Annotated in this window: 18 protein-coding genes; 15 read left to right on the plus strand and 3 right to left on the minus strand. The window is 69.3% G+C overall.

The features are described 5' to 3' along the window. The first annotated feature begins 123 nt into the window (after positions 1-123). The 8 genes from AB0A61_RS25600 to AB0A61_RS25635 all read left to right on the plus strand — a co-directional run bounded on the left by AB0A61_RS25600 (position 124) and on the right by AB0A61_RS25635 (position 7,036). Positions 124-1,305 carry an ATP-binding protein gene (locus AB0A61_RS25600; protein WP_361296541.1) on the plus strand — a complete coding sequence of 394 codons (1,182 nt, stop codon included), beginning with the start codon at positions 124-126 and terminating at the stop codon, positions 1,303-1,305. Then, positions 1,302-2,147, plus strand: coding sequence for a roadblock/LC7 domain-containing protein (locus tag AB0A61_RS25605; protein ID WP_361296544.1), 846 nt, complete (start codon positions 1,302-1,304; stop codon positions 2,145-2,147). Before AB0A61_RS25600 ends, AB0A61_RS25605 begins: the two co-directional genes overlap by 4 nt. Next, on the plus strand, positions 2,144-2,527 hold the full coding sequence (locus tag AB0A61_RS25610; RefSeq protein ID WP_361296547.1) for a DUF742 domain-containing protein: 384 nt from the start codon (positions 2,144-2,146) through the stop codon (positions 2,525-2,527). Before AB0A61_RS25605 ends, AB0A61_RS25610 begins: the two co-directional genes overlap by 4 nt. Positions 2,528-2,530: 3 nt before the next feature. After that, positions 2,531-3,091, plus strand: coding sequence for an ATP/GTP-binding protein (locus AB0A61_RS25615; protein WP_361296551.1), 561 nt, complete (start codon positions 2,531-2,533; stop codon positions 3,089-3,091). Positions 3,092-3,104: 13 nt separating this feature from the next. After that, complete coding sequence (locus AB0A61_RS25620) at positions 3,105-4,472, plus strand: cytochrome P450 (RefSeq protein ID WP_361296554.1); 1,368 nt, start codon at positions 3,105-3,107, stop codon at positions 4,470-4,472. A 99-nt stretch (positions 4,473-4,571) separates the two neighbouring features. Further along, the gene (locus AB0A61_RS25625) at positions 4,572-5,819 is read left to right on the plus strand and encodes a cytochrome P450 (protein ID WP_361296557.1); all 1,248 of its coding nucleotides are present in this window, start codon (positions 4,572-4,574) and stop codon (positions 5,817-5,819) included. After that, positions 5,816-6,637 carry an enoyl-CoA hydratase/isomerase family protein gene (locus AB0A61_RS25630; protein ID WP_361296560.1) on the plus strand — a complete coding sequence of 274 codons (822 nt, stop codon included), beginning with the start codon at positions 5,816-5,818 and terminating at the stop codon, positions 6,635-6,637. Before AB0A61_RS25625 ends, AB0A61_RS25630 begins: the two co-directional genes overlap by 4 nt. A 165-nt stretch (positions 6,638-6,802) precedes the next feature. Then, positions 6,803-7,036, plus strand: coding sequence for a hypothetical protein (locus AB0A61_RS25635; RefSeq protein WP_361296563.1), 234 nt, complete (start codon positions 6,803-6,805; stop codon positions 7,034-7,036). Between the two features lie 140 nt (positions 7,037-7,176). Here the strand turns inward: AB0A61_RS25635 and AB0A61_RS25640 are convergent, their stop codons facing one another. Beyond that, positions 7,177-7,602 (minus strand): MarR family transcriptional regulator, encoded by a 426-nt coding sequence (locus tag AB0A61_RS25640; RefSeq protein ID WP_361296566.1) that lies wholly within the window; start codon positions 7,600-7,602, stop codon positions 7,177-7,179. A 136-nt stretch (positions 7,603-7,738) separates the two neighbouring features. On the opposite strand from AB0A61_RS25640, the gene AB0A61_RS25645 reads away from it, so the two are divergent. Continuing rightward, positions 7,739-8,578: an SDR family oxidoreductase gene (locus AB0A61_RS25645; protein ID WP_361296569.1), complete on the plus strand. Its 840-nt coding sequence runs from the start codon at positions 7,739-7,741 to the stop codon at positions 8,576-8,578. 189 nt (positions 8,579-8,767) lie between these two features. Continuing rightward, the gene (locus tag AB0A61_RS25650) at positions 8,768-9,193 is read left to right on the plus strand and encodes a thioesterase family protein (RefSeq protein ID WP_361296572.1); all 426 of its coding nucleotides are present in this window, start codon (positions 8,768-8,770) and stop codon (positions 9,191-9,193) included. Here AB0A61_RS25650 and AB0A61_RS25655 read toward each other — a convergent pair. Further along, positions 9,175-9,966 (minus strand): TetR/AcrR family transcriptional regulator, encoded by a 792-nt coding sequence (locus AB0A61_RS25655; RefSeq protein ID WP_361296575.1) that lies wholly within the window; start codon positions 9,964-9,966, stop codon positions 9,175-9,177. The two genes, AB0A61_RS25650 and AB0A61_RS25655, sit on opposite strands and share 19 nt — an antisense overlap. 277 nt (positions 9,967-10,243) lie before the next feature. On the opposite strand from AB0A61_RS25655, the gene AB0A61_RS25660 reads away from it, so the two are divergent. The 3 genes from AB0A61_RS25660 to AB0A61_RS25670 all read left to right on the plus strand — a co-directional run bounded on the left by AB0A61_RS25660 (position 10,244) and on the right by AB0A61_RS25670 (position 14,421). After that, positions 10,244-11,956: an MFS transporter gene (locus AB0A61_RS25660; RefSeq protein WP_361296578.1), complete on the plus strand. Its 1,713-nt coding sequence runs from the start codon at positions 10,244-10,246 to the stop codon at positions 11,954-11,956. 360 nt (positions 11,957-12,316) lie between these two features. Next, positions 12,317-12,808, plus strand: coding sequence for a DUF485 domain-containing protein (locus AB0A61_RS25665; RefSeq protein WP_361296581.1), 492 nt, complete (start codon positions 12,317-12,319; stop codon positions 12,806-12,808). Next, on the plus strand, positions 12,805-14,421 hold the full coding sequence (locus AB0A61_RS25670) for a cation acetate symporter (protein WP_361296584.1): 1,617 nt from the start codon (positions 12,805-12,807) through the stop codon (positions 14,419-14,421). Before AB0A61_RS25665 ends, AB0A61_RS25670 begins: the two co-directional genes overlap by 4 nt. A gap of 80 nt (positions 14,422-14,501) precedes the next feature. On the opposite strand, the gene AB0A61_RS25675 is transcribed toward AB0A61_RS25670, so the two are convergent. After that, positions 14,502-15,680, minus strand: a complete 1,179-nt coding sequence (locus AB0A61_RS25675; protein WP_361296587.1) for a helix-turn-helix domain-containing protein — start codon at positions 15,678-15,680, stop codon at positions 14,502-14,504. A gap of 223 nt (positions 15,681-15,903) precedes the next feature. On the opposite strand from AB0A61_RS25675, the gene AB0A61_RS25680 reads away from it, so the two are divergent. Together AB0A61_RS25680 and AB0A61_RS25685 are read left to right on the plus strand one after the other, a co-directional pair. After that, positions 15,904-16,554 carry a carboxymuconolactone decarboxylase family protein gene (locus AB0A61_RS25680; RefSeq protein WP_361296590.1) on the plus strand — a complete coding sequence of 217 codons (651 nt, stop codon included), beginning with the start codon at positions 15,904-15,906 and terminating at the stop codon, positions 16,552-16,554. After that, on the plus strand, positions 16,547-17,356 hold the full coding sequence (locus AB0A61_RS25685) for an SDR family oxidoreductase (protein ID WP_361296593.1): 810 nt from the start codon (positions 16,547-16,549) through the stop codon (positions 17,354-17,356). The genes AB0A61_RS25680 and AB0A61_RS25685 overlap by 8 nt, the downstream gene beginning before the upstream one ends. Positions 17,357-17,369: the final 13 nt, after the last annotated feature.

Consider the following 17,369-nt stretch of genomic DNA (forward strand, 5'->3'; position numbering starts at 1 on the left):
CGCTGCATTGAAGTCGACCCCTTCTCCACGCAACGGCGGCCGAGTCGTCCCGAGCGGTTGCGTCACGGATTTCGGAAAGTACATCCGTCAACTGCTGCAGGCTACACGCCAGGAAAGGTTTCCATGATTCGAGACGCACTTGTGTGGTGCCTGGTTGCCGCGGCGGCGATCGCCATTGTCGCGACCCTGGTGCTCGGTCGTCGCAACAAGGCCATAGCGGCGAAGAAGCGCCAGGTCGAGGCCACCCTCACGCAGAAGTTGAGCGAGGCCGACAGTCAACTCCTCGTCTTACGAGCAGAGTTGCAGCAGCACAGGGCCGAGCACGCAAAGACCATCCAGGAGGCCGAAGAAGCGGCGGAGGACAGCACCAAGGCCGTTCTCAAGGGATCCGCACGCTTTCTGCAGAGCCTCGCCGCGGAACAGTTGGCACTCCTCGAGGAGATTCAGCGGAAGTACGGTGGTCACTCCGTTCTGGGTGATCTGCTGGAAGTCAGTCACGCCAACGCGCAAATGGCGCGCAAGGCGCAGGGAATTGCCGTCATGTGCGGCGCGCCGCTGGGCCGCCGAAACAAACCCGCAAGCGTCTACGATGTGGTGCGCAGCGCTCAGGGACAGATTCGCAACTTCCGTCGCGTCGAAATCATGCAGCAGACCGGTTTTGCGTTGAAGGCTTCCGCGGTTTCTCCCGTCGCTCTCGCCGTCGCCGAACTCCTGGACAACGCCGCCAGTTTCTCTCAGCAGGGTTCGCCCATCGAGGTGACCTTCCAGCGGGTGCAGAAGAACCTGTGCATCGTCATCGACGACGCAGGCGTCGGCATGAACGACGAGGAACGGCTCAGGGCGTCCGCTCTGCTCTCGGGCGACTACCGCCCTCGGCTGTCACACCTGGGGAACCAGCCCAAGTTCGGTTTCCCCGTCATCGGCCTGCTCGCCCAGCAGTACGGATTCCGGGTGGACGTCACCGGTGTCTCCCGCTACGGCGGCGTTCGAGCGGTCGTCCTGCTGCCCGACGACCTCTGGACCGAGGAGGAGGCGGCACCGGCCGACGCCTCCCCGGTCAGCAGCATCCGCGGCACCACGGGTCGGCCGGAGTCCGTCTCGCGCACCGCGCACGGCCTGCCGAGGCGAGGAGCACGCCAGGTCCCCATCGCCAGCGTCCCCGACCGGAACACCACGGCACCGCCCGCCGCGGCGTCGGAGGAAAACGGCCGCGCCGCCGGCCGGAGTCTGGGAGCCTTCCAGCGCGGCACGCTCTCCGGCCGGAACCTCGCCTCCGCGCCGTCCGAAGGGTCCGATGACGCATGACCACAGACCTGTCGTGGATGCTTGAGGACATCGTGGTCAACGTGCCGAAGGCACGGCACGCCGTCCTGCTGTCCGCGGACGGCCTTCCCCGCGGAGCGACCGACGGCATGGCCACGAAGGACGTGCGGACCATCTCCGCCGCGATGGCGGGCATGCAGTCACTCAGCCGGGCGACCTCGCACTTCGCCGGGCCGGGGGAAGACAGGCAGTGGAATCAGACGATCATCGAGTTCTCCCACGGCTGGATCTTCCTGATCGGAGCCGGGCAGGGAGCGTACCTGGCGGCTGCCGCGGCTCCCGACGTCGACATGCAGCAGATCTCCTTCCGCATGCACCGGCTCGTCGCCAGGCTCGGCAACAACCTCACCTCGCCCCCCAGGGTGAACACGGAGTCCCCGCAAGGGCGGCCTGACGGGCCCCAGGGCCAGGACGAGGTGCGGGGCGGCACCGGGATCCCGATCGTCGACCTCGACGGCGTGGTCGGCGAGGTGCGTGGCGCCCGGCACGCCGTGCTGCTGGGCTCCGACGGTCTGCCCCGGGGTGCCACCGCCGGAATGAGCCAGGACCTCGCGGACACGATCTCTGCGGCGATGACGGGGATTCACGCGTACAGCCGCGCCACCTCCCAGTTCGCCGGCGTGCGGCAGGACGCGGAGTGGAGGCAGACGGTCATCGAGTTCCAGCACGGGTGGATCTTTCTGATCTCGGCGGGCCACGGTGCCTTCCTGGCCGCGGCCGCCGAACACGACGCCGACATCGAGGAGTTCACCACCCGGCTGCATCAGGTGGTACCCCGGCTGAGCGCATATGTGGCATCACGTGGGCAGGTGAGCAACGCGTGAACGACGAGCCGGAGGAGGGTCTTGAGCTGACCTCCGCATTAGTCCCTCTCTTCGTGATCACGAACGGGCACGCCCTGCCCCCGGACAATGCCTACGAGCGCACCACCCTTGTGTCCGCGCAAGAGGGTGCCTCCACTTCGGCCCGCATGCTTTCCCCCGAGGCACGCCAGGTTCTGGAACTGGTGATGGACGGCTTTCTGTCCGTCGCCGAAGTGGCCGCCCACACGCACCTCCCGCTGGGGGTCGTCCGGATTCTCCTGGCGCAGATGGAGGACAGCGGTCTGGTCATCGCGAGGAAGCCCGTTCCCCGCGCCGAGCGTGTCGATCGAGAACTCCTCAACGCCGTACTCGATGGCCTCAAAGCCCGATTCGGAGCGTGATTCGTGTACCTGGATTCAGGTGTCCTCACCGCGGTGAAGATCCTTGTGGTGGGGCACTTCGGGGTCGGGAAGACCACCTGCATCGGCAGCATCTCCGAGATCGAGCCCCTGCGGACCGAAGAGGAGATCACCGAAGCCAGTGAGGGATTCGACGACCTGTCGGGAACTCCCAACAAGACCACCACGACGGTCGCCATGGACTTCGGCCGCCTGACCATCAGCGACGAGGTGGTGCTGTACCTCTTCGGCACGCCCGGTCAGGAGCGCTTCAAGGAGATGTGGGAGGAGCTGTCCCGGGGCGCGCTGGGCGCCCTGGTCCTCGTCGACCCCGAGCGGCTGTCGGAGTCCTTCGCGATCCTGGACCTGGTCGAGCGGTTCGGCCTGACGTACGCCATCGGCGTCAACCACTTCGACGACACGACCAACTACCCGCTCGCGGAGATCCGCGAGGCGCTGAACCTGTCCGCGCAGACACCCGTCGTCGCCTGCGACGTACGTGACCAGCAGTCGGCGGCGCAGGCTCTCATCACGCTCGTGCACCACCTGTTGTCCCTTCTCGACTAGGAGCCACCCCCACATGCAGCAGCGTCCCGGCGTACAAGGGCCACCGCCCGGCTGCCCCGCGCACGGCAACTTCCCCCTCTACGGCCCCCAGTTCGGCTCCGATCCCGACGCCCACTACGAACAGCTGCGCGCCCTGGGCCCGAGTGCACCGGTCGACATCGCCCCCGAGGTGCAGGTCGAACTGGTCACCAGCTATGACGCCGCCCTGTACATCCTGCAGAATCCGGCCTCGTTCGTCAGGGACTCGCGGCGCTGGAACGCGCTGAACGAAGGACGCGTCCCCGAGGACAGCCCGGCCCTGCCCATGATGGGATACCGGCCCAACGCGCTGTTCAGCGACGGCGCGGCACACGCCCGACTGCGCCAGGCGGTCACGGACTCCCTGGCCACCGTCAACGAACTTCAGCTGGTGCGGCAGACCCAGCAGTCCGCCGACTACCTGATCAGCCGGTTCAGCTCCGAACGGCTCGGTCAGGCCGAGTTGATGGCGGACTACGCCCAGCCGCTGCCGCTCCTGGTCTTCAACGACCTGTTCGGCTGCCCGGCCGAGATCGGCGACCGTGTCATCGTCGGAATCAGCGGCATCTTCGACGGCACCCCCGGCGCCGACCAGGTGCTGGGCGAAGCGCTCGCCGAGTTGATCGACCTGAAACGGCGTCGGCCGGGAGCGGACCTGACGACCCGTCTGATGGAGCACTCCGCGCAACTGAACGACGAGGAGGTGCTGCACCAGCTCGTCACTCTGCTCTCCGGCGGCACCGCACCACTGTCGGCGACCATCGGCACCGGCAGCGCCCTCATACTGAGCGAGGACTGGCAGACCGGCCTGCCGGTCGAGGACGCCGTCACCCAGGTCCTGTGGAACTACGCGCCGATCGCCAACTACGCCGCCCACTACCCCGCCCACGATGTGGAGTTGGCAGGCCGGGTGGTCAGGGCGAACGACCCGGTCCTGATCTCCTTCGCCGCGGCCAACACCGATCCCAGGCTGGCCGAACACCGCGAGCAGCTCAGCGCCAAGGCCCATCTGGCCTTCGGGGCCGGTCCGCACGCCTGTCCCGCCAAGGACCCGGCGTTCCTCATCGCGGTGACCGCCGTCGAGTCGCTCCTCAACCGGCTGCCGGACATCGAAGTCCGCGTGCCGTTCAAGGACCTGAGCTGGATTCCGGCTCCGTGGAGCCGTTCCCTGGTGGCGCTCCCGGTCCGGTTCACTCCCCGGGCTGTGGCACCGGCGCCCACAAAGACACAGACGCCCCAGGCAACCGCGTCCTCGCCCCGCCCGGCCGTCACGCCCGCGCCGAGGCCCGCCGCACCGGCCGCCCCGTCCAGGCCCAAGGCGGGCCTGTTCAGCCGATTCCTGGCATGGACCAGAGGAGAGTGACGTAGGCAACTCTCGGCTCAATGAGTCATCTTGTATGCATCAGTCACCGTAGGGGTATGCATGGCGGCTGACGCAGAGATCAAGAAGGAGCCAGCCGCCGTGGAGATTGCGATAACTCCGCCCCCCGACAGACGTTTCGCCGTCTCGCTCTTCTCGCGTCTGCGGACGGCAAAGGGCCAGGCCAACCCCTTTCCGATCTACGCCGAGCTTCGGTCGGGGGGCGGGGTCGTCGCAGCTCCCTGGGGAGGTCACATCGTCACGGACTTCGATCTGTGCGACCGGGTGCTGCGCAGTCGGGACTGGCTGGAACCCGACGCGCGCTGGCGGGAGCAGCAGGGAGACGGCACGCGCTGGACAGCGCCCTCCGCCCGCGAGATGAGCAGGACGTTACCCGGACTCAACCCCCCGGAACACACCTGGGTGCGCCGAACGGCGGGTATGTTCGACCGCGCCGAGTTGCAGCAACTGCGTGGGACGATCACCCGTATCACGAGCAGCCTCCTCGATTCCCTCGCCGAGCAACTGCGCGAGGGCGAGGCGGACTTCAACGCCTTGGTGAGCGAGGAGCTGCCCATCGCCACCATCGGGCACTGGCTCGGGCTGCCCACCGCCGACTTCCCCCGTCTGCGCGAGCTGACCCACGACCAGGTCTTCACGCAGGAACTGCTGCCCTCCGCCAGCCAACTGGCGAAGTCCGACGCGGCCACGGCGGAACTGCGCGTCTACTTCACGGACTTGGTGCGTCACCGACGCGCCCGTCCGGGCGAGGATCCGGTGTCGCGCTGGATCACGGCGTGGGACGCCATGGAAAGCGATCGTGACAAGGCGGATGAAGCCGTCTACTTCCTGGCGTTGTTCGTCCTGCTGGCGGCCTTGGAGACCACGTCCACACTGCTGTCGACCATGACGCTGCTGCTCCTGGAACACCCCAGGCAATGGCGCCGGCTCACCGTCCACCACGATCTGGTGCCGTCCGCCGTCGAGGAGTCGCTGCGCTACGACCCGCCCACGCACGTGATCAGCCGTGTCTCCTCCAGAGACTGCCTGCTGGGCGGTGTCGAGATCCACAAGGACGAAATGGTCCATCTCATGGTGGGGGCGGCCCACCGCGATCCGGCCAAGCACGAGGATCCCGAGTTGTTCAACGTGCACCGCAAGCCGGCGCACCTCGCCTTCAGCGGAGGCGTTCACTACTGCCTCGGCGCGCCCCTGGCCCGCCTGGAGGCTCAGACCCTTCTGCACCACCTGGTCAGGCGCTTCCCCCGCCTGACCCTCGTGCGCCGCCCGTCGTGGGCGCCGCGTGTCGCCTTCAGACGACTGCTGACCTTGGACGTCGCTCACACATGACCGAAATGATCAACACCCTCGGCACCTTCCCCCACAAGACGGTGTGCGTCGACCAGGACGGGCCGGTCCTGCGGGTCCGGCTGAACCCGCAGGCACAGGACAGCACGCTGACCGCCACGGTCCTGGACGATCTCATCTCCCTTCTCGACAGCCTCCATGAGCGGGCCGACATCCGGGTTCTGGTCCTGTCGGCGCTCGGCGACGACTTCTGCCTCGGCGCCGATCGCGACGAGTACCGGGCGGCCCTGTCGGACGACCCGTCCGGCGCCGCCCTGCGCCGCATCGCGGACCGGGCGTACCGCGTGTGCGACGCCCTGGAGAAGACGCATGCGGTCACCATTGCCAGGCTCCACGGCAAGGTCATCGGGGCCGGCCTCGCGCTGGCCTCGTTCTGCGACCTGCGTGCGGGGGCGGACACCTGCCGGTTCCGCATGCCGGAGGTGGGCCTCGGTCTGGCTCCCGCGTGGGGTGGTGCCATGGGCCGTCTGGTCGCCGAGGCCGGAGCCGCCAGAATCCGCGAGCTGATGCTCACCTGCGACACCTTCGACGCGTCCACCGCCCACCGGCTCGGCCTGCTGCACAAGGTCGCGCCCGTCGACGAACTGGACAGCACCGTCGACGCCTGGGTCAAGCCACTCGTCCGGCGCTCGCCCGAAGCCCTCACGCTGACCAAACGCATGCTGGCCGGCTATGCGCGGGCCGGCCGCACCGCGGACATCGCGCTGCTCGATGCCCATCTCCTCACCGCGCAGCTCAACCAGCCCGGGCCCCGCCGGGTTGCCCAGCAAGCATGGCCATCGGTGCCGCCCGGTCAGTGATCCCGGCCGCCGCGCCCGGCGGAGTGATTCCTGCGTGGCACTCGTGGGCGCGGGTCAGCGCGCCGCCCGGGGGCCACGGATTCCTGTGGCTACCGTCCAAGGACGCCGGCAGACGCCGGTACGGGGACCGGCCCCGCCCGGGCAGCGACAAGGGAGTGAGTATCCATGGCCGTGTGTGAGGTCTGCGGCAACGACTACGAGATGTCCTTCGAAGTACATGCCGCGGGAGCGGTCCACACCTTCGACAGCATCGAGTGCGCCGCCCAGTTGATGGCGCCGAGGTGCGACAACTGCGAATGCCGCATCCTCGGCCACGGCCTCCAGGCGGACGGGCAGTTCTTCTGCTGTGCGCACTGCGCCCGGCAGCGGGGCAAGGGAGAGCTCGTGGACCACGCCTGACCCGAAGCAGACCACTTCCGCCACCGCGAACTGCCCCCGCCCGGCACCGGCCTCACCGGCGTCCGGGCGGGCCCAGCGGTGGGCCAAGCCTCCGGCCGTCGAGCAGGCCTCAGCCGTCGAACCCTCAGGCCGTCGAGGCATCACCCGGCGGAGGAATCAACCATCCGCTGAAGAAGATCCCGCAGGTCACGTCGCTGGTCCACGTCCAGGCCGGCCAGCGGGTCGGTCGCGAAACGGAGGCGCCCGCGCAGGTCCTGTGCGGCCGCCCGGCCGGCCTCAGTGGCGGCGATGCGCTTGATCCGCCGGTCGGTCGGGTCCGGAACACGCTCGACCAGGCCACGGCTCTGCAGCCGGTCCACCATCCCGGTCAGATTGGAAGGATCCGCGCCCAGGCGCTCGGCGATCCTCCGCATCGGAAGCGCCTCGTCCAGCGCGAGCAACACCTTGACCTGCTGCGGTGTGAGGCCGTGGTGCGCAGAGGCGGTCTCGTACTCGCGGCTGTAGAGCGCGGTGATCTTCGCGAAGAGAGCGACCACATCGGCGGTGAGCTGGTCCGGGGTGTTCATGCGCGCAGTCTAAACCAACTGCCTGCGCACCACCATGGTTGACAATTATGGTGGTCCTCCATAACTATTTTGACGAACACCCGGCCGAGCACCGCCCGGGTCCCCACCGTGCCCACTCCCCCTCGGAAAGGCAGTCATGTCCTCCAAAGTCGCCCTGATCACCGGCACCTCCTCCGGTATCGGCCTGGAAACCGCCGTCGCAGCCGCCCGCGCCGGGTGGACCACCGTCGCCACCCTGCGCGACCCGGACCGGGCCGGTGCACTGCGCGCCGCCGCCGACCGGGCCGGGGTCCCGCTGGACGTGCGCCGACTCGACGTCACCGACCCGGCGTCCGTGACCGCCGCGATCGAGGGCGTGGTCGCCGACCACGGCCGGCTCGACGCACTGATCAACAACGCAGGCGCGGGCCATGTCGGCACGATCGAGAACGAGACGGTGGAGGACGTACGCCGGGTGATGGAGGTCAACTTCTTCGGCGTCGTACAGACCACCAAGGCGGCCATGCCACACCTGCGGGCCGCGGGCGGACGGCTGATCACCGTCACCTCGGTCGGCGGCGTCATCGGCCAGCCCTTCAACGAGGCCTACTGCGCGGCCAAGTTCGCGGTCGAGGGCTTCATGGAGAGCCTCGCCCCGGTCGCCGCCAGGCTGGGAGTGACTGTGTCCGTGGTCGAGCCCGGCGCCGTGGCCACGGATTTCGTCGACAACATCGGCCTCGACGTGACGAAGGTGATCGCGGCCGCGGGCGACTACGCCGAGCCGCTCCAGGGCTATGTCGAGCGGACCCTTGGTCAGTTCGCCAACTCCGCACAGACCCCTGAGCAGGCCGCGGCCACCGTCGTCGAGGCACTCACCACGGAGCGGCCGCCGTTCCGGCTGCAGACCTCCGAGTGGGCGCGCGACTTCACCGGCACCAAGCTCGCCGACCACGACGGCTCGGCCGTCCTCGCACTCACGGGCGGGTACCTCGGCTGACCTGCGCCCCGGCAACGCGCGGGATCAGCCGCACCGGAACCTTCGATCGAGGTGACACGGATCACGGGGGTATGCGAGTTAACGTTAACTAACCTGTCCTTGCGAGCCCTGCCGCCCACCCGGCGGGGCACCAGGCTCGCCACACCGGCAACGGGGGCGAGCGAAGGGACGAAAGGGCTGGTCACCGGCATGGATGTGACGTACCAAGGCACGGTCTACCCGTGGCACTGCGACCACATGGGGCACATGAACGTCATGTGGTACGTCGGAAAGTTCGACGAGGCCACCTGGCACCTCTTCTCACGCATCGGCCTCACCCCCGGCTACCTGAGGAGCCACGACCGCGGCATGGTCGCCGTGGATCAGCGCATCTCGTACCGGCAGGAGGTGCTGGCCGGGGACGTGGTGGTGATCCGTTCCGCGCTGCTCGAGGCGCGGAGCAAAGTGATCCGCTTCTGCCACCGGATGGAGAACGCCGAGACAGGGGACACGGTGGCGGTCACCGTGTTGACCGGCGTCCACCTCGACAGGAAGACGCGACGCTCCTGCCCCCTGCCCGAGGAACAACTCGCCCGCGCCACGGCCATGGTCACCGACTACGATCCCGGTCTCTGACCGACCGCAGAGTCCGGCAGGTAGCTCGCGAGGCCGCGCAGGATGATCTCCAGACCGATGTCGAACCTCTCGTCGGAGGAGTCCGTCACCATCAGTCCCGCCAGGGCCCGCAGGTGGGGAAAGTCCTCTGCGGGCAGGGACGCGAAGTAGTTCTGCATTTCGTCGGCCATCTCGTGCCAGTCGGGGCGGGCCAGGGAGGAACCGTCACCGCCGTGCCGGGCGGCCCGGTCCTGCCACATGCCCTCCTCCAGGACGAACCCGTCGATGTAGGTGGAGATGAGGTCACCGGCCTCCGCCGCGATGCGGTCGGGCAGCCCGGCGGTACGGAAGACGGCGAGCAACGCCTCGACGTGCGGCAGCAGTTCGGCCGTGAAGGGGACATGGGCCATGGAGATCCTGGCCATGTCCCGGTGGGACAACAGGCGTTGCCTTCCGGTACGGGCGTAGTCCCGCACCTGCTCCCGCCACCGCCCCGGGTCGGGTTCGGGCATCTCGAAGCCGTCGAAGAGCCGGGTGTACATCAACTCCAGGAGGTCGTCCTTGGAACTGACGTGGGCGTAAAGGGCGGAGACCGCGACCCCCAGTTCGGCCGCCACTTGGCGCATCGAAAGCCCGTCGAGCCCCTGGCGGTCCAGGACGGTGAAGGCGGCCTCGACAACCCGTTCACGTGACAGTGGCGCTCGGGCCGGGGCGACATGCGTGCGAGCGGAGCGCTCGCGCTCCCAGGGGGACGGCGGAGGGGTTGCGGAGGTGCCGGCGGCCGCGTCGGTCATGAGGGCAGTCTAGGCGCCGGGAGAACAGTGTTCTCCTCCAGTGGGCGGCATCCGCACGCTTCGGAACACGATATATCTTGTCCGCTCCCCCGAGATTGCGCTATATCGTAATGAACGCCGTTCTCCTGGTGAGCACTGTTCTGCTACGGTGAACAGTGTTCTCCGGCGCGTCCGGCCGGTCGTCTCCCCGGAGCCGTACCGAGCCGGGCAGTCACATCCATCCGTCCCACCGCGCCCGCGGGCCTCACCGCGGCGCGGCGCTCTTGCGAGGAGTCCGATGTCCACCACCGGTGTCGCGCCCGCCGAGGCGCCCACTGACTCGCCAGCGCCCTACCGGTGGCGCTGGGCTGCGCTCTTCGTGATCCTCGCGGCCGAGGTGATGGATCTCCTCGACGCCGTCGTCACGAACATCGCCGGCCCCTCCATGCGGGCCGACCTCGGTGGTGGCGCCTCCACTCTGCAGTGGCTCGCCGCCGCGTACACCCTCTCGATGGCCGTCGGGCTCGTCGCCGGAGGGCGGCTCGGGGACATTCACGGGCGCCGCCGGATGTTCCTGGTGGGCGCCGCCGGCTTCACCCTGGGTTCGCTGCTGTGCGCGGTGTCCGTCTCGCCCGGGATACTGATCGCCGCACGCGTCGTGCAGGGGCTGTTCGGCGCGGTGATGCTGCCGCAGGGCCTCGGCATGATCAAGGAGATGTTCCCGCCGAAGGAGTCGCAGAAGGCCTTCGGCATGTTCGGCCCGGTCATGGGACTGTCGGCGGTGTGCGGTCCGATCCTGGCGGGCTGGCTCGTGGACGCCGACTACTTCGGCACCGGCTGGCGGATGATCTTCCTGATCAACCTGCCGCTGGGTGCCGCGGCCTTCCTCGGTGCCCTGCGCTACCTGCCGAGGGGGCGTTCCGGCGACAAGCCGCGCCTGGACGTCCCCGGCATGCTCCTGGTCTCGCTGGCCGCGCTGCTCATCATCTTCCCGCTGGTTCAGGGCCGTGAGTACGACTGGCCCGTGTGGACGTTCCTGATGATGGCCGCCTCGGTGGTCGTCCTCGTCGCCTTCGGCACGTACGAGTCGCGCCGCAGCAAGGCCGGCCGGGACCCGCTGGTCGTCCCCAGCCTGTTCCGCAAGCGTGGGTTCAGCGGCGGCATGACCCTCGGGCTGGTCTTCTTCTCGACCATGCAGGGGTTCATGCTGGTCTTCAACCTCTACACCCAGATCGGCCTCGGCTATTCGCCGCTCAAGGCGGGCCTGGTGATGGTGCCCTGGTCGGGCGGGATGATCGTCGGTTTCGGTGTCGCTCAGGGTGTCGCCCGGTTCGGACGGGCCGTACTGCAGGCGGGCGCACTGGTCATGGCCGTCGGCGTGTTCGGCGTGTGGCTGACCCTGGAGATGGTGGGCAGTGGCGTCGGCCCCTGGCAGCTCCTGCCCGCCCTGCTCGTCACCGGCATCGGGATGGGCCTGCTCATGGCGCCGTTCTTCGACATCGTGCTCGCCAGTGTCGAGCAGCACGAGACGGGCTCGGCGTCCGGCACGATGACCGCGATGCAGCAGCTCGGCGGCGCCTTCGGTGTGGCCATCCTCGGCACCTTGTTCTTCGGTCTGCTGAGCGGCGCGATCGCCACCGCCGTCGACCACCACTCGGACGGCCTGCGGGGGCAGCTGGCCGCCGCGCACGTCGCGCCCGCCGCTCAGGAGCGCCTCGTGGCGGACCTGCGTACGTGCGCCTCGGACCGCGCCGTCGCCAAGGATCCTGCCGCGACCCCGGCGTCCTGCGCGCGCCTGGAGAAGGACTCTCGCTCCGCCGTGACCTCACCTCAGGCCGGTGCCCGGATACCCGCTGCGCTGAAGGCCACCGCGTCGTCGGCCTTCCAGAGCGGTTTCGGCTCCGTCATGAAGACGGTGCTGTGGATCGTCGACGGCATGCTCGCCCTGACATTCCTGCTCGCGTTCCTCCTGCCGCGCCACGCGCGCCCCGAGGGATCCGCCGGGCACTGAGCCCCGGACACGCCGGCATCGGCGGACGGGACGGCCGGGCAGCGCTGAGAAGCGGCTGCCCGGCCGTCCCGTTGGTCCGCGCCGCGGAACAACGACGTCTTCGCCGTGTCCGTCAACGCCTTGGACTTCCGCGCCGGCTTCCGGCCGGCCCGGCGGCGCTGCGGGAGCCGCGGGTGGCGACTCCCGCACCGACCCCGAAACGTAACCCACAGTCGGCTTACAGACATTCCAACCAGTCGGTATCGTGCGCGGCCGTAAGTTCTCCCCCGTTCACCCGCACCAATCCGAGCCGTAGCGGAAGGCCAGGCAATGACATACGCCGACGAGAACCGGTACCCGCCGTCAGCAGCGGGGTGGCCGGTGCCCCACACCGCCCCCCAGTCGTACGGACACGACGCCCCTCGGTACGAGTCGTACGGCCGAGCCGCGTGGGACGAGTCGTACGGCCAAGCCGCCTGGGACGAGTCGTACGGCCAAGCCGCCTGGGACGAGTCGTACGGCCAAGTCCCTTGGAACGGGGGCGATTCGTACGCGTGGGAGACTGACCGGCGCAGTACCGACCTCGCCGCCCTCCGCTCGGCCTACCGCCTGCTCCGCCGGATCTCCACGCTCGCCGCGCTCGGCTCCTTCGTGGTGTATGTCGTGCTGTCCTGCTATGCACCGGGCCTCATGGGGACCAAGGTCGCCGGAGAGCTGAGCCTCGGAATGGCCCTGGGCGTCCTCCAGCTCGTGGTCACCTTCGCGGCGGTCTTCTGGTACGGACGCAGTGCACAACGATCGGTGGATCCGTTGGCCCGCACCGTCAGGGAGCGGGCGGTTACCACCGGCCGGAACGCGGGAGTGGCGAGATGAACGGCTTCAGCTCCGGGACCCAGGCAACGGTCCTGATCCTGTTCACCACGCTGGTCACCGTCACGCTGCTGATGTGCGTGATGGCGGGGCCGGACCGCGACGACCTGACGAACTTCTACACCGGCTACCTCTCGCTCACCCCGCTCAAGAACGGCCTGGCGATCGCGGGCGACTACATCTCCGCAGCCACGGTGCTGAGCACCACCGGCATCATCGCGCTCGCCGGATACGACGGCTACGTCCTCGCGGTCAGCACCGCCCTGTCTCTGGTGCTGTTGATGTTCCTGCTGGCCGAGCCCCTGCGCAACGCCGGCGAATTCACCATGGGCGACGTCCTGGCCCGCAACATGCCCGGACGGGCCGTGCGTATCGCAGCCTGCGTGGTGACGCTTTCGGCGACCCTGCCCTTCCTGGTCGTCCAGCTCTCCGGGGCCGGGTCGCTGCTCACCTTCATCCTGAACATCCCGCACGTGACGGGTGCCAGGACGGCGTGCATCGTCATCGTCGGCAGCCTGATGATCATTTATGCGGCGATCGGCGGTATGAGAGGCACCGCCCTCATTCAGATGATCAAGATCGTGCTCCTGATCGGCACCAGCGTCGTGGTCGCCGCCCTCGTGCTGAACCGCTTCGACTGGAGCCCCGGCGACATCCTCAGGGCTGCCCAGAACGGCAGCGGCGCGGGCCCCGCTTACCTCCAGCAGGGCCTGCAACTGGGCACCTCGGCCAGTGCGCGGCTGGACTTCGTCGGTCTCCAGATCACCGTGGTCCTGGGCGTGGCCTGCTTGCCCCACATCACGATGCGTCTGTACTCCGCGCAGGACGCGCCGGCCGTGCGTCGCTCCATGTCGTGGGCGGTCGGCACGGTCACCACGTTCTGCCTGCTCGTGATCATCATGGGTACGGGCGCGGCGGCGCTGGTGGGTTCGCGGTACATCACCGCGGCCGACCCCCACGGCAGAACATCGGTGCTCATGCTGTCGCAGGTGCTCGGCGGAGCGCCCACCTCGGTCGGCGCGACGATTCTCTACTCGGCCGTGGCGGGCACGGTGTTCATCACCCTGCTGTCGTCGGTCGCGGGCATGACCCTGGCCGCGGCCTCGTCGCTCGCCCACGACCTCTTCGCCCATGCTGCGCGGCGGGGGCAGGCCGAGCCGCGTACGGAGATGACGGTGGCGGCGTGGACGAGCGTGGCCGTGGGAACCGTTGCGATCGGGCTCTCCACCCTGGTCGAGAACTGGGACGTCGGCGTGCTCACCACTCTGGCCATCTGCATAGGGGCATCGGCGGTGGCACCCGCGCTCACCTACTCCCTGTTCTGGCGAGGCTTCACGCGCACCGGCCTGCTCGCTTCCCTCTACGGCGGCGCGGCCTGTGCGCTGCTGCTCATGGTCTTCTCCAAGGCCGTTTCGGGCACGCCGTCCGCCGTCTTCCCGGATGCGGACTTCCACCTGTTCCCCATGCAGTCCACCGGACTGGTCTCCGTCCCGTTCGGTTACCTGGCGGGCTGGCTGGGCAGCCGCCTGGACCACCGGCGCCGTGCCGCCGACAGCCGCGAGAACCGGCGGCTGTACGAGGAGAGCGAGGCCCGGCTGCTCGCCGCAGCCGAATGACCACGGCGGCGGTCGGCTGCACAAGCGGTCTCGGTGCCGCCGCTGTAGTCCGCCAGGGATGACGGCAGCCGCGGCGGCGCTCATGCCGGGCTTCGTGGACACGCCCCCAAGTCGCGTGCCGCCAGGGCCCAGCTGAGTTCCACCGCGGTGTCCGGTGCGTCAAGGCTGGTGCCGGTCAGCTCCTCGAAACGGCGCAGCCGGTAGCGGACGGTGTTCACATGGACGTGTGCGCTGCGGGCGACTTCGCGGATGCGCCGTCCCCCCTCCAGGTATCCCCGCACCGACTCCTCGATGAGCGCACCGAACTCCCCCTCCGCCTCCAGTGGGCGCAGATACCGGTCGAGCAGCAACTCGGCGATTTCCGGTTCGGCGACGACCGCCACCCGCCAGGACAGGTCGCTGAGGTCGTACACGCCGCGCAGACCGTATGCGCGGGCGGCTTCCAGCAGCCTGCCGGCCGCACGGAAGGAGCGGTGCACCGCGGCCAGGTCTGTCGACGGGCCGAGCCCTGCCGTCATCTCCAGCTCACCGATCTCCGGTCTTGCCTCGACGACTCCGGCGACAGCCTCGTCCAGCACGGTGAGCACGGTGAGCACCGCGCCTCGCCCGCTCCTGCGCATGTGGGACTCCAGGGAGCGTTCCAACGCGTCCGGACCGACGTTTCCATTCGGGACGGCTCTGAAGGCGCGGTACGGCCGCGACGGGTCCAGACCGTAGATCGCCGCACCGCTGTGGATCTCCGCCGCGCTCAGCGTCCCGTAGAGCAGTCCACGCAGGAAGTCGGCGCGGCGGCGAGCACCGAACAGGGCGGAGTCGACCTCCGCCTGCCGGTGGACGGCGGCGATCTGCAGACTCGCGACGTCCGCGAGTTCCCACAGGCACTTGGTGCGGTCGACGATGAAGCCGGGGTCCAGCCCGCGTTCGGTCGCCTCGGCGATGAACAGATCCCGTATCGCGCTCAGCGCCCGGCGGAAGGCGCGGAGCCCGTCGCTGAGGGGCACCCCTCGGGCGACCCGGTCCCGGGCCACATCGGCTTCGCCGAAGTCCTCCGGCGCGGGCACCGTCCCCTCTCGCACCACCGCGAGAGCCCGCTGGAAGTGCCGGTGCCAGATCTCGTCCAGGAGTTCCCGCGGGACCGCACGGTAGGAGGGGATGTGGTCCGCCAGCTCCGTGTGCAACCGCCCGCCCACATGCCGCTGCTGAGCGGCCATCGCGGCGATGACCCGTTCGAGGGGCGCCGCGGTCGGCTGTCCGGGCATCGATGTCACCTCCGACCCTTGGGCACCGGCCGTTGTGCACCTGAACAATACGCCGCCCTCCGGCCTTGGCCGGGCAGCCGTCGACAACCCCCCGCCCCCGAAAGCACAGTGGCACGGCGGCACGAGGAGCGCATCGGCGCACACCTGGCAAGGCGCCGATCGACCCTGCTCCAACCCGCCCTCGAGCTACCGACCCACCCCGACGAACAGTGCGGAGACCGCCATGACCGACGAGCACCATCACCGACCCCACCACGCCGCCCCCGACCCCGGCCCTCGCCTCGCGCCACTGTCCGAGGACCACTGGGACCCGTCCACCCGGGAACTCCTGGCCCCGATCCCGCGGGACGCCGACGGCCACCTCCCCAACGTCTTCACCACCTTGGTGCGGCACCCCGGCCTGTTCCGGCACTTCCTGCCGTTCGGCAGCCATCTGCTGCGCGACGGCCGTCTGCCGGACCGGACCCGGGAACTGCTCATCCTGCGCACCGCGTACAACACCCGCGCCGGTTACGAATGGGGGCGGCACGTACCGCTGGCCAGGGCCGCCGGGGTCACCGACGAGGAGATCCGGCGGGTCGGCTCGGGCCCGGACACCCACGGGTGGACGCCGGCCGACGCCCGTCTGCTGCGTGCCGCCGACGAACTGCACCGGGACGCACGCCTGTCCGCCGCCACCTGGTCCGCGCTCGCCGCCGACCACGACGAGGCACAGCTGATCGAAATCACCATGCTCGTCGGTCAGTACCACATGGTCGCGTTCTTCCTGAACTCCGCCGGTACCCGGCTCGAGCCCGGCTACGACACGGAAATCCTGCCCGCGCCCACCGGTGCCGGCACGGACGCTGCGGAAGGGACACGAGGCAATGCCTGAGCCCCGGCACACCACGACCCGCCCCGTCGGCCTCCTGACCGGCCGGAACGTACTGGTCATCGGCGCGGGCACCCGCCCCAGCGACGATCCGAAGGCCCCGGTGGGCAACGGGCGGGCGGTGGCCGTGCTCGCCGCCCGCGAGGGAGCCTCCGTGGCCTGCGCCGACGTCTCCCCCTCGGCCGCGGCGGCCACCGCCGCCCTGGTCGGTGAGGAGGGCGCCCGTGGCCTGTCCGTGGTCGGCGACGCCACGGATCCCGGCCAGTCCTCGGCCATGGTCGCAGAGTCCCTCCGCGAACTCGGCGCGCTCGACGCGATGGTGGTCAACGTCGGCATCGGCCTCGGCGCGGGCCTGGCGGACACCTCACCCCAGCAGTGGGAACGCGTGCTCTCGCTCAACCTGAGCGCCCCCTTCTTCGCGGCCAAGTACGCACTGCCCGCGATCGCCGACGGAGGATCGATCGTCTTCGTCGGTTCCGTTGCAGGGCTGCGCGCCGCCACCAACTCGCCCGCGTACGACAGCTCCAAGGCAGGCCTGTTCGGCCTCACCCGCCATGTCGCCAAGGAAGGTGCGTCGCGCGGGATCCGCGCCAATCTGGTGGTCCCCGGCCTGATCGACACCCCGATGGGACGCGAGGCCTCGGCCCGACGGGCGTCGCGTTCCGCCTCGTTCACCCGCATACCGCTCGGACGCCAGGGCACCGCCTGGGAGGTGGCGGAAGCCGTCACCTTCCTGCTCTCCGACCGCGCCTCCTACATCACCGGGCAGAGCCTGGTGGTGGACGGAGGGTTGAACGCCGTCTGAGCGCGCGGGCGCC

Origin of the sequence: Streptomyces sp. NPDC046197 (assembly GCF_040646295.1) — a bacterium.
GTDB lineage: Bacteria > Actinomycetota > Actinomycetes > Streptomycetales > Streptomycetaceae > Streptomyces.

Coding starts and splice junctions, on each gene's coding strand:
- AB0A61_RS25600 (WP_361296541.1), top strand. CDS start 124: ATGATTCGAGACGCACTTGTGTGGTGCCTGGTTGCCGCGGCGGCGATC.
- AB0A61_RS25605 (WP_361296544.1), top strand. CDS start 1,302: ATGACCACAGACCTGTCGTGGATGCTTGAGGACATCGTGGTCAACGTG.
- AB0A61_RS25620 (WP_361296554.1), top strand. CDS start 3,105: ATGCAGCAGCGTCCCGGCGTACAAGGGCCACCGCCCGGCTGCCCCGCG.
- AB0A61_RS25630 (WP_361296560.1), top strand. CDS start 5,816: ATGACCGAAATGATCAACACCCTCGGCACCTTCCCCCACAAGACGGTG.
- AB0A61_RS25635 (WP_361296563.1), top strand. CDS start 6,803: ATGGCCGTGTGTGAGGTCTGCGGCAACGACTACGAGATGTCCTTCGAA.
- AB0A61_RS25640 (WP_361296566.1), bottom strand. CDS start 7,602: ATGAACACCCCGGACCAGCTCACCGCCGATGTGGTCGCTCTCTTCGCG.
- AB0A61_RS25645 (WP_361296569.1), top strand. CDS start 7,739: ATGTCCTCCAAAGTCGCCCTGATCACCGGCACCTCCTCCGGTATCGGC.
- AB0A61_RS25650 (WP_361296572.1), top strand. CDS start 8,768: ATGGATGTGACGTACCAAGGCACGGTCTACCCGTGGCACTGCGACCAC.
- AB0A61_RS25655 (WP_361296575.1), bottom strand. CDS start 9,966: ATGACCGACGCGGCCGCCGGCACCTCCGCAACCCCTCCGCCGTCCCCC.
- AB0A61_RS25660 (WP_361296578.1), top strand. CDS start 10,244: ATGTCCACCACCGGTGTCGCGCCCGCCGAGGCGCCCACTGACTCGCCA.
- AB0A61_RS25670 (WP_361296584.1), top strand. CDS start 12,805: ATGAACGGCTTCAGCTCCGGGACCCAGGCAACGGTCCTGATCCTGTTC.
- AB0A61_RS25675 (WP_361296587.1), bottom strand. CDS start 15,680: ATGCCCGGACAGCCGACCGCGGCGCCCCTCGAACGGGTCATCGCCGCG.
- AB0A61_RS25680 (WP_361296590.1), top strand. CDS start 15,904: ATGACCGACGAGCACCATCACCGACCCCACCACGCCGCCCCCGACCCC.
- AB0A61_RS25685 (WP_361296593.1), top strand. CDS start 16,547: ATGCCTGAGCCCCGGCACACCACGACCCGCCCCGTCGGCCTCCTGACC.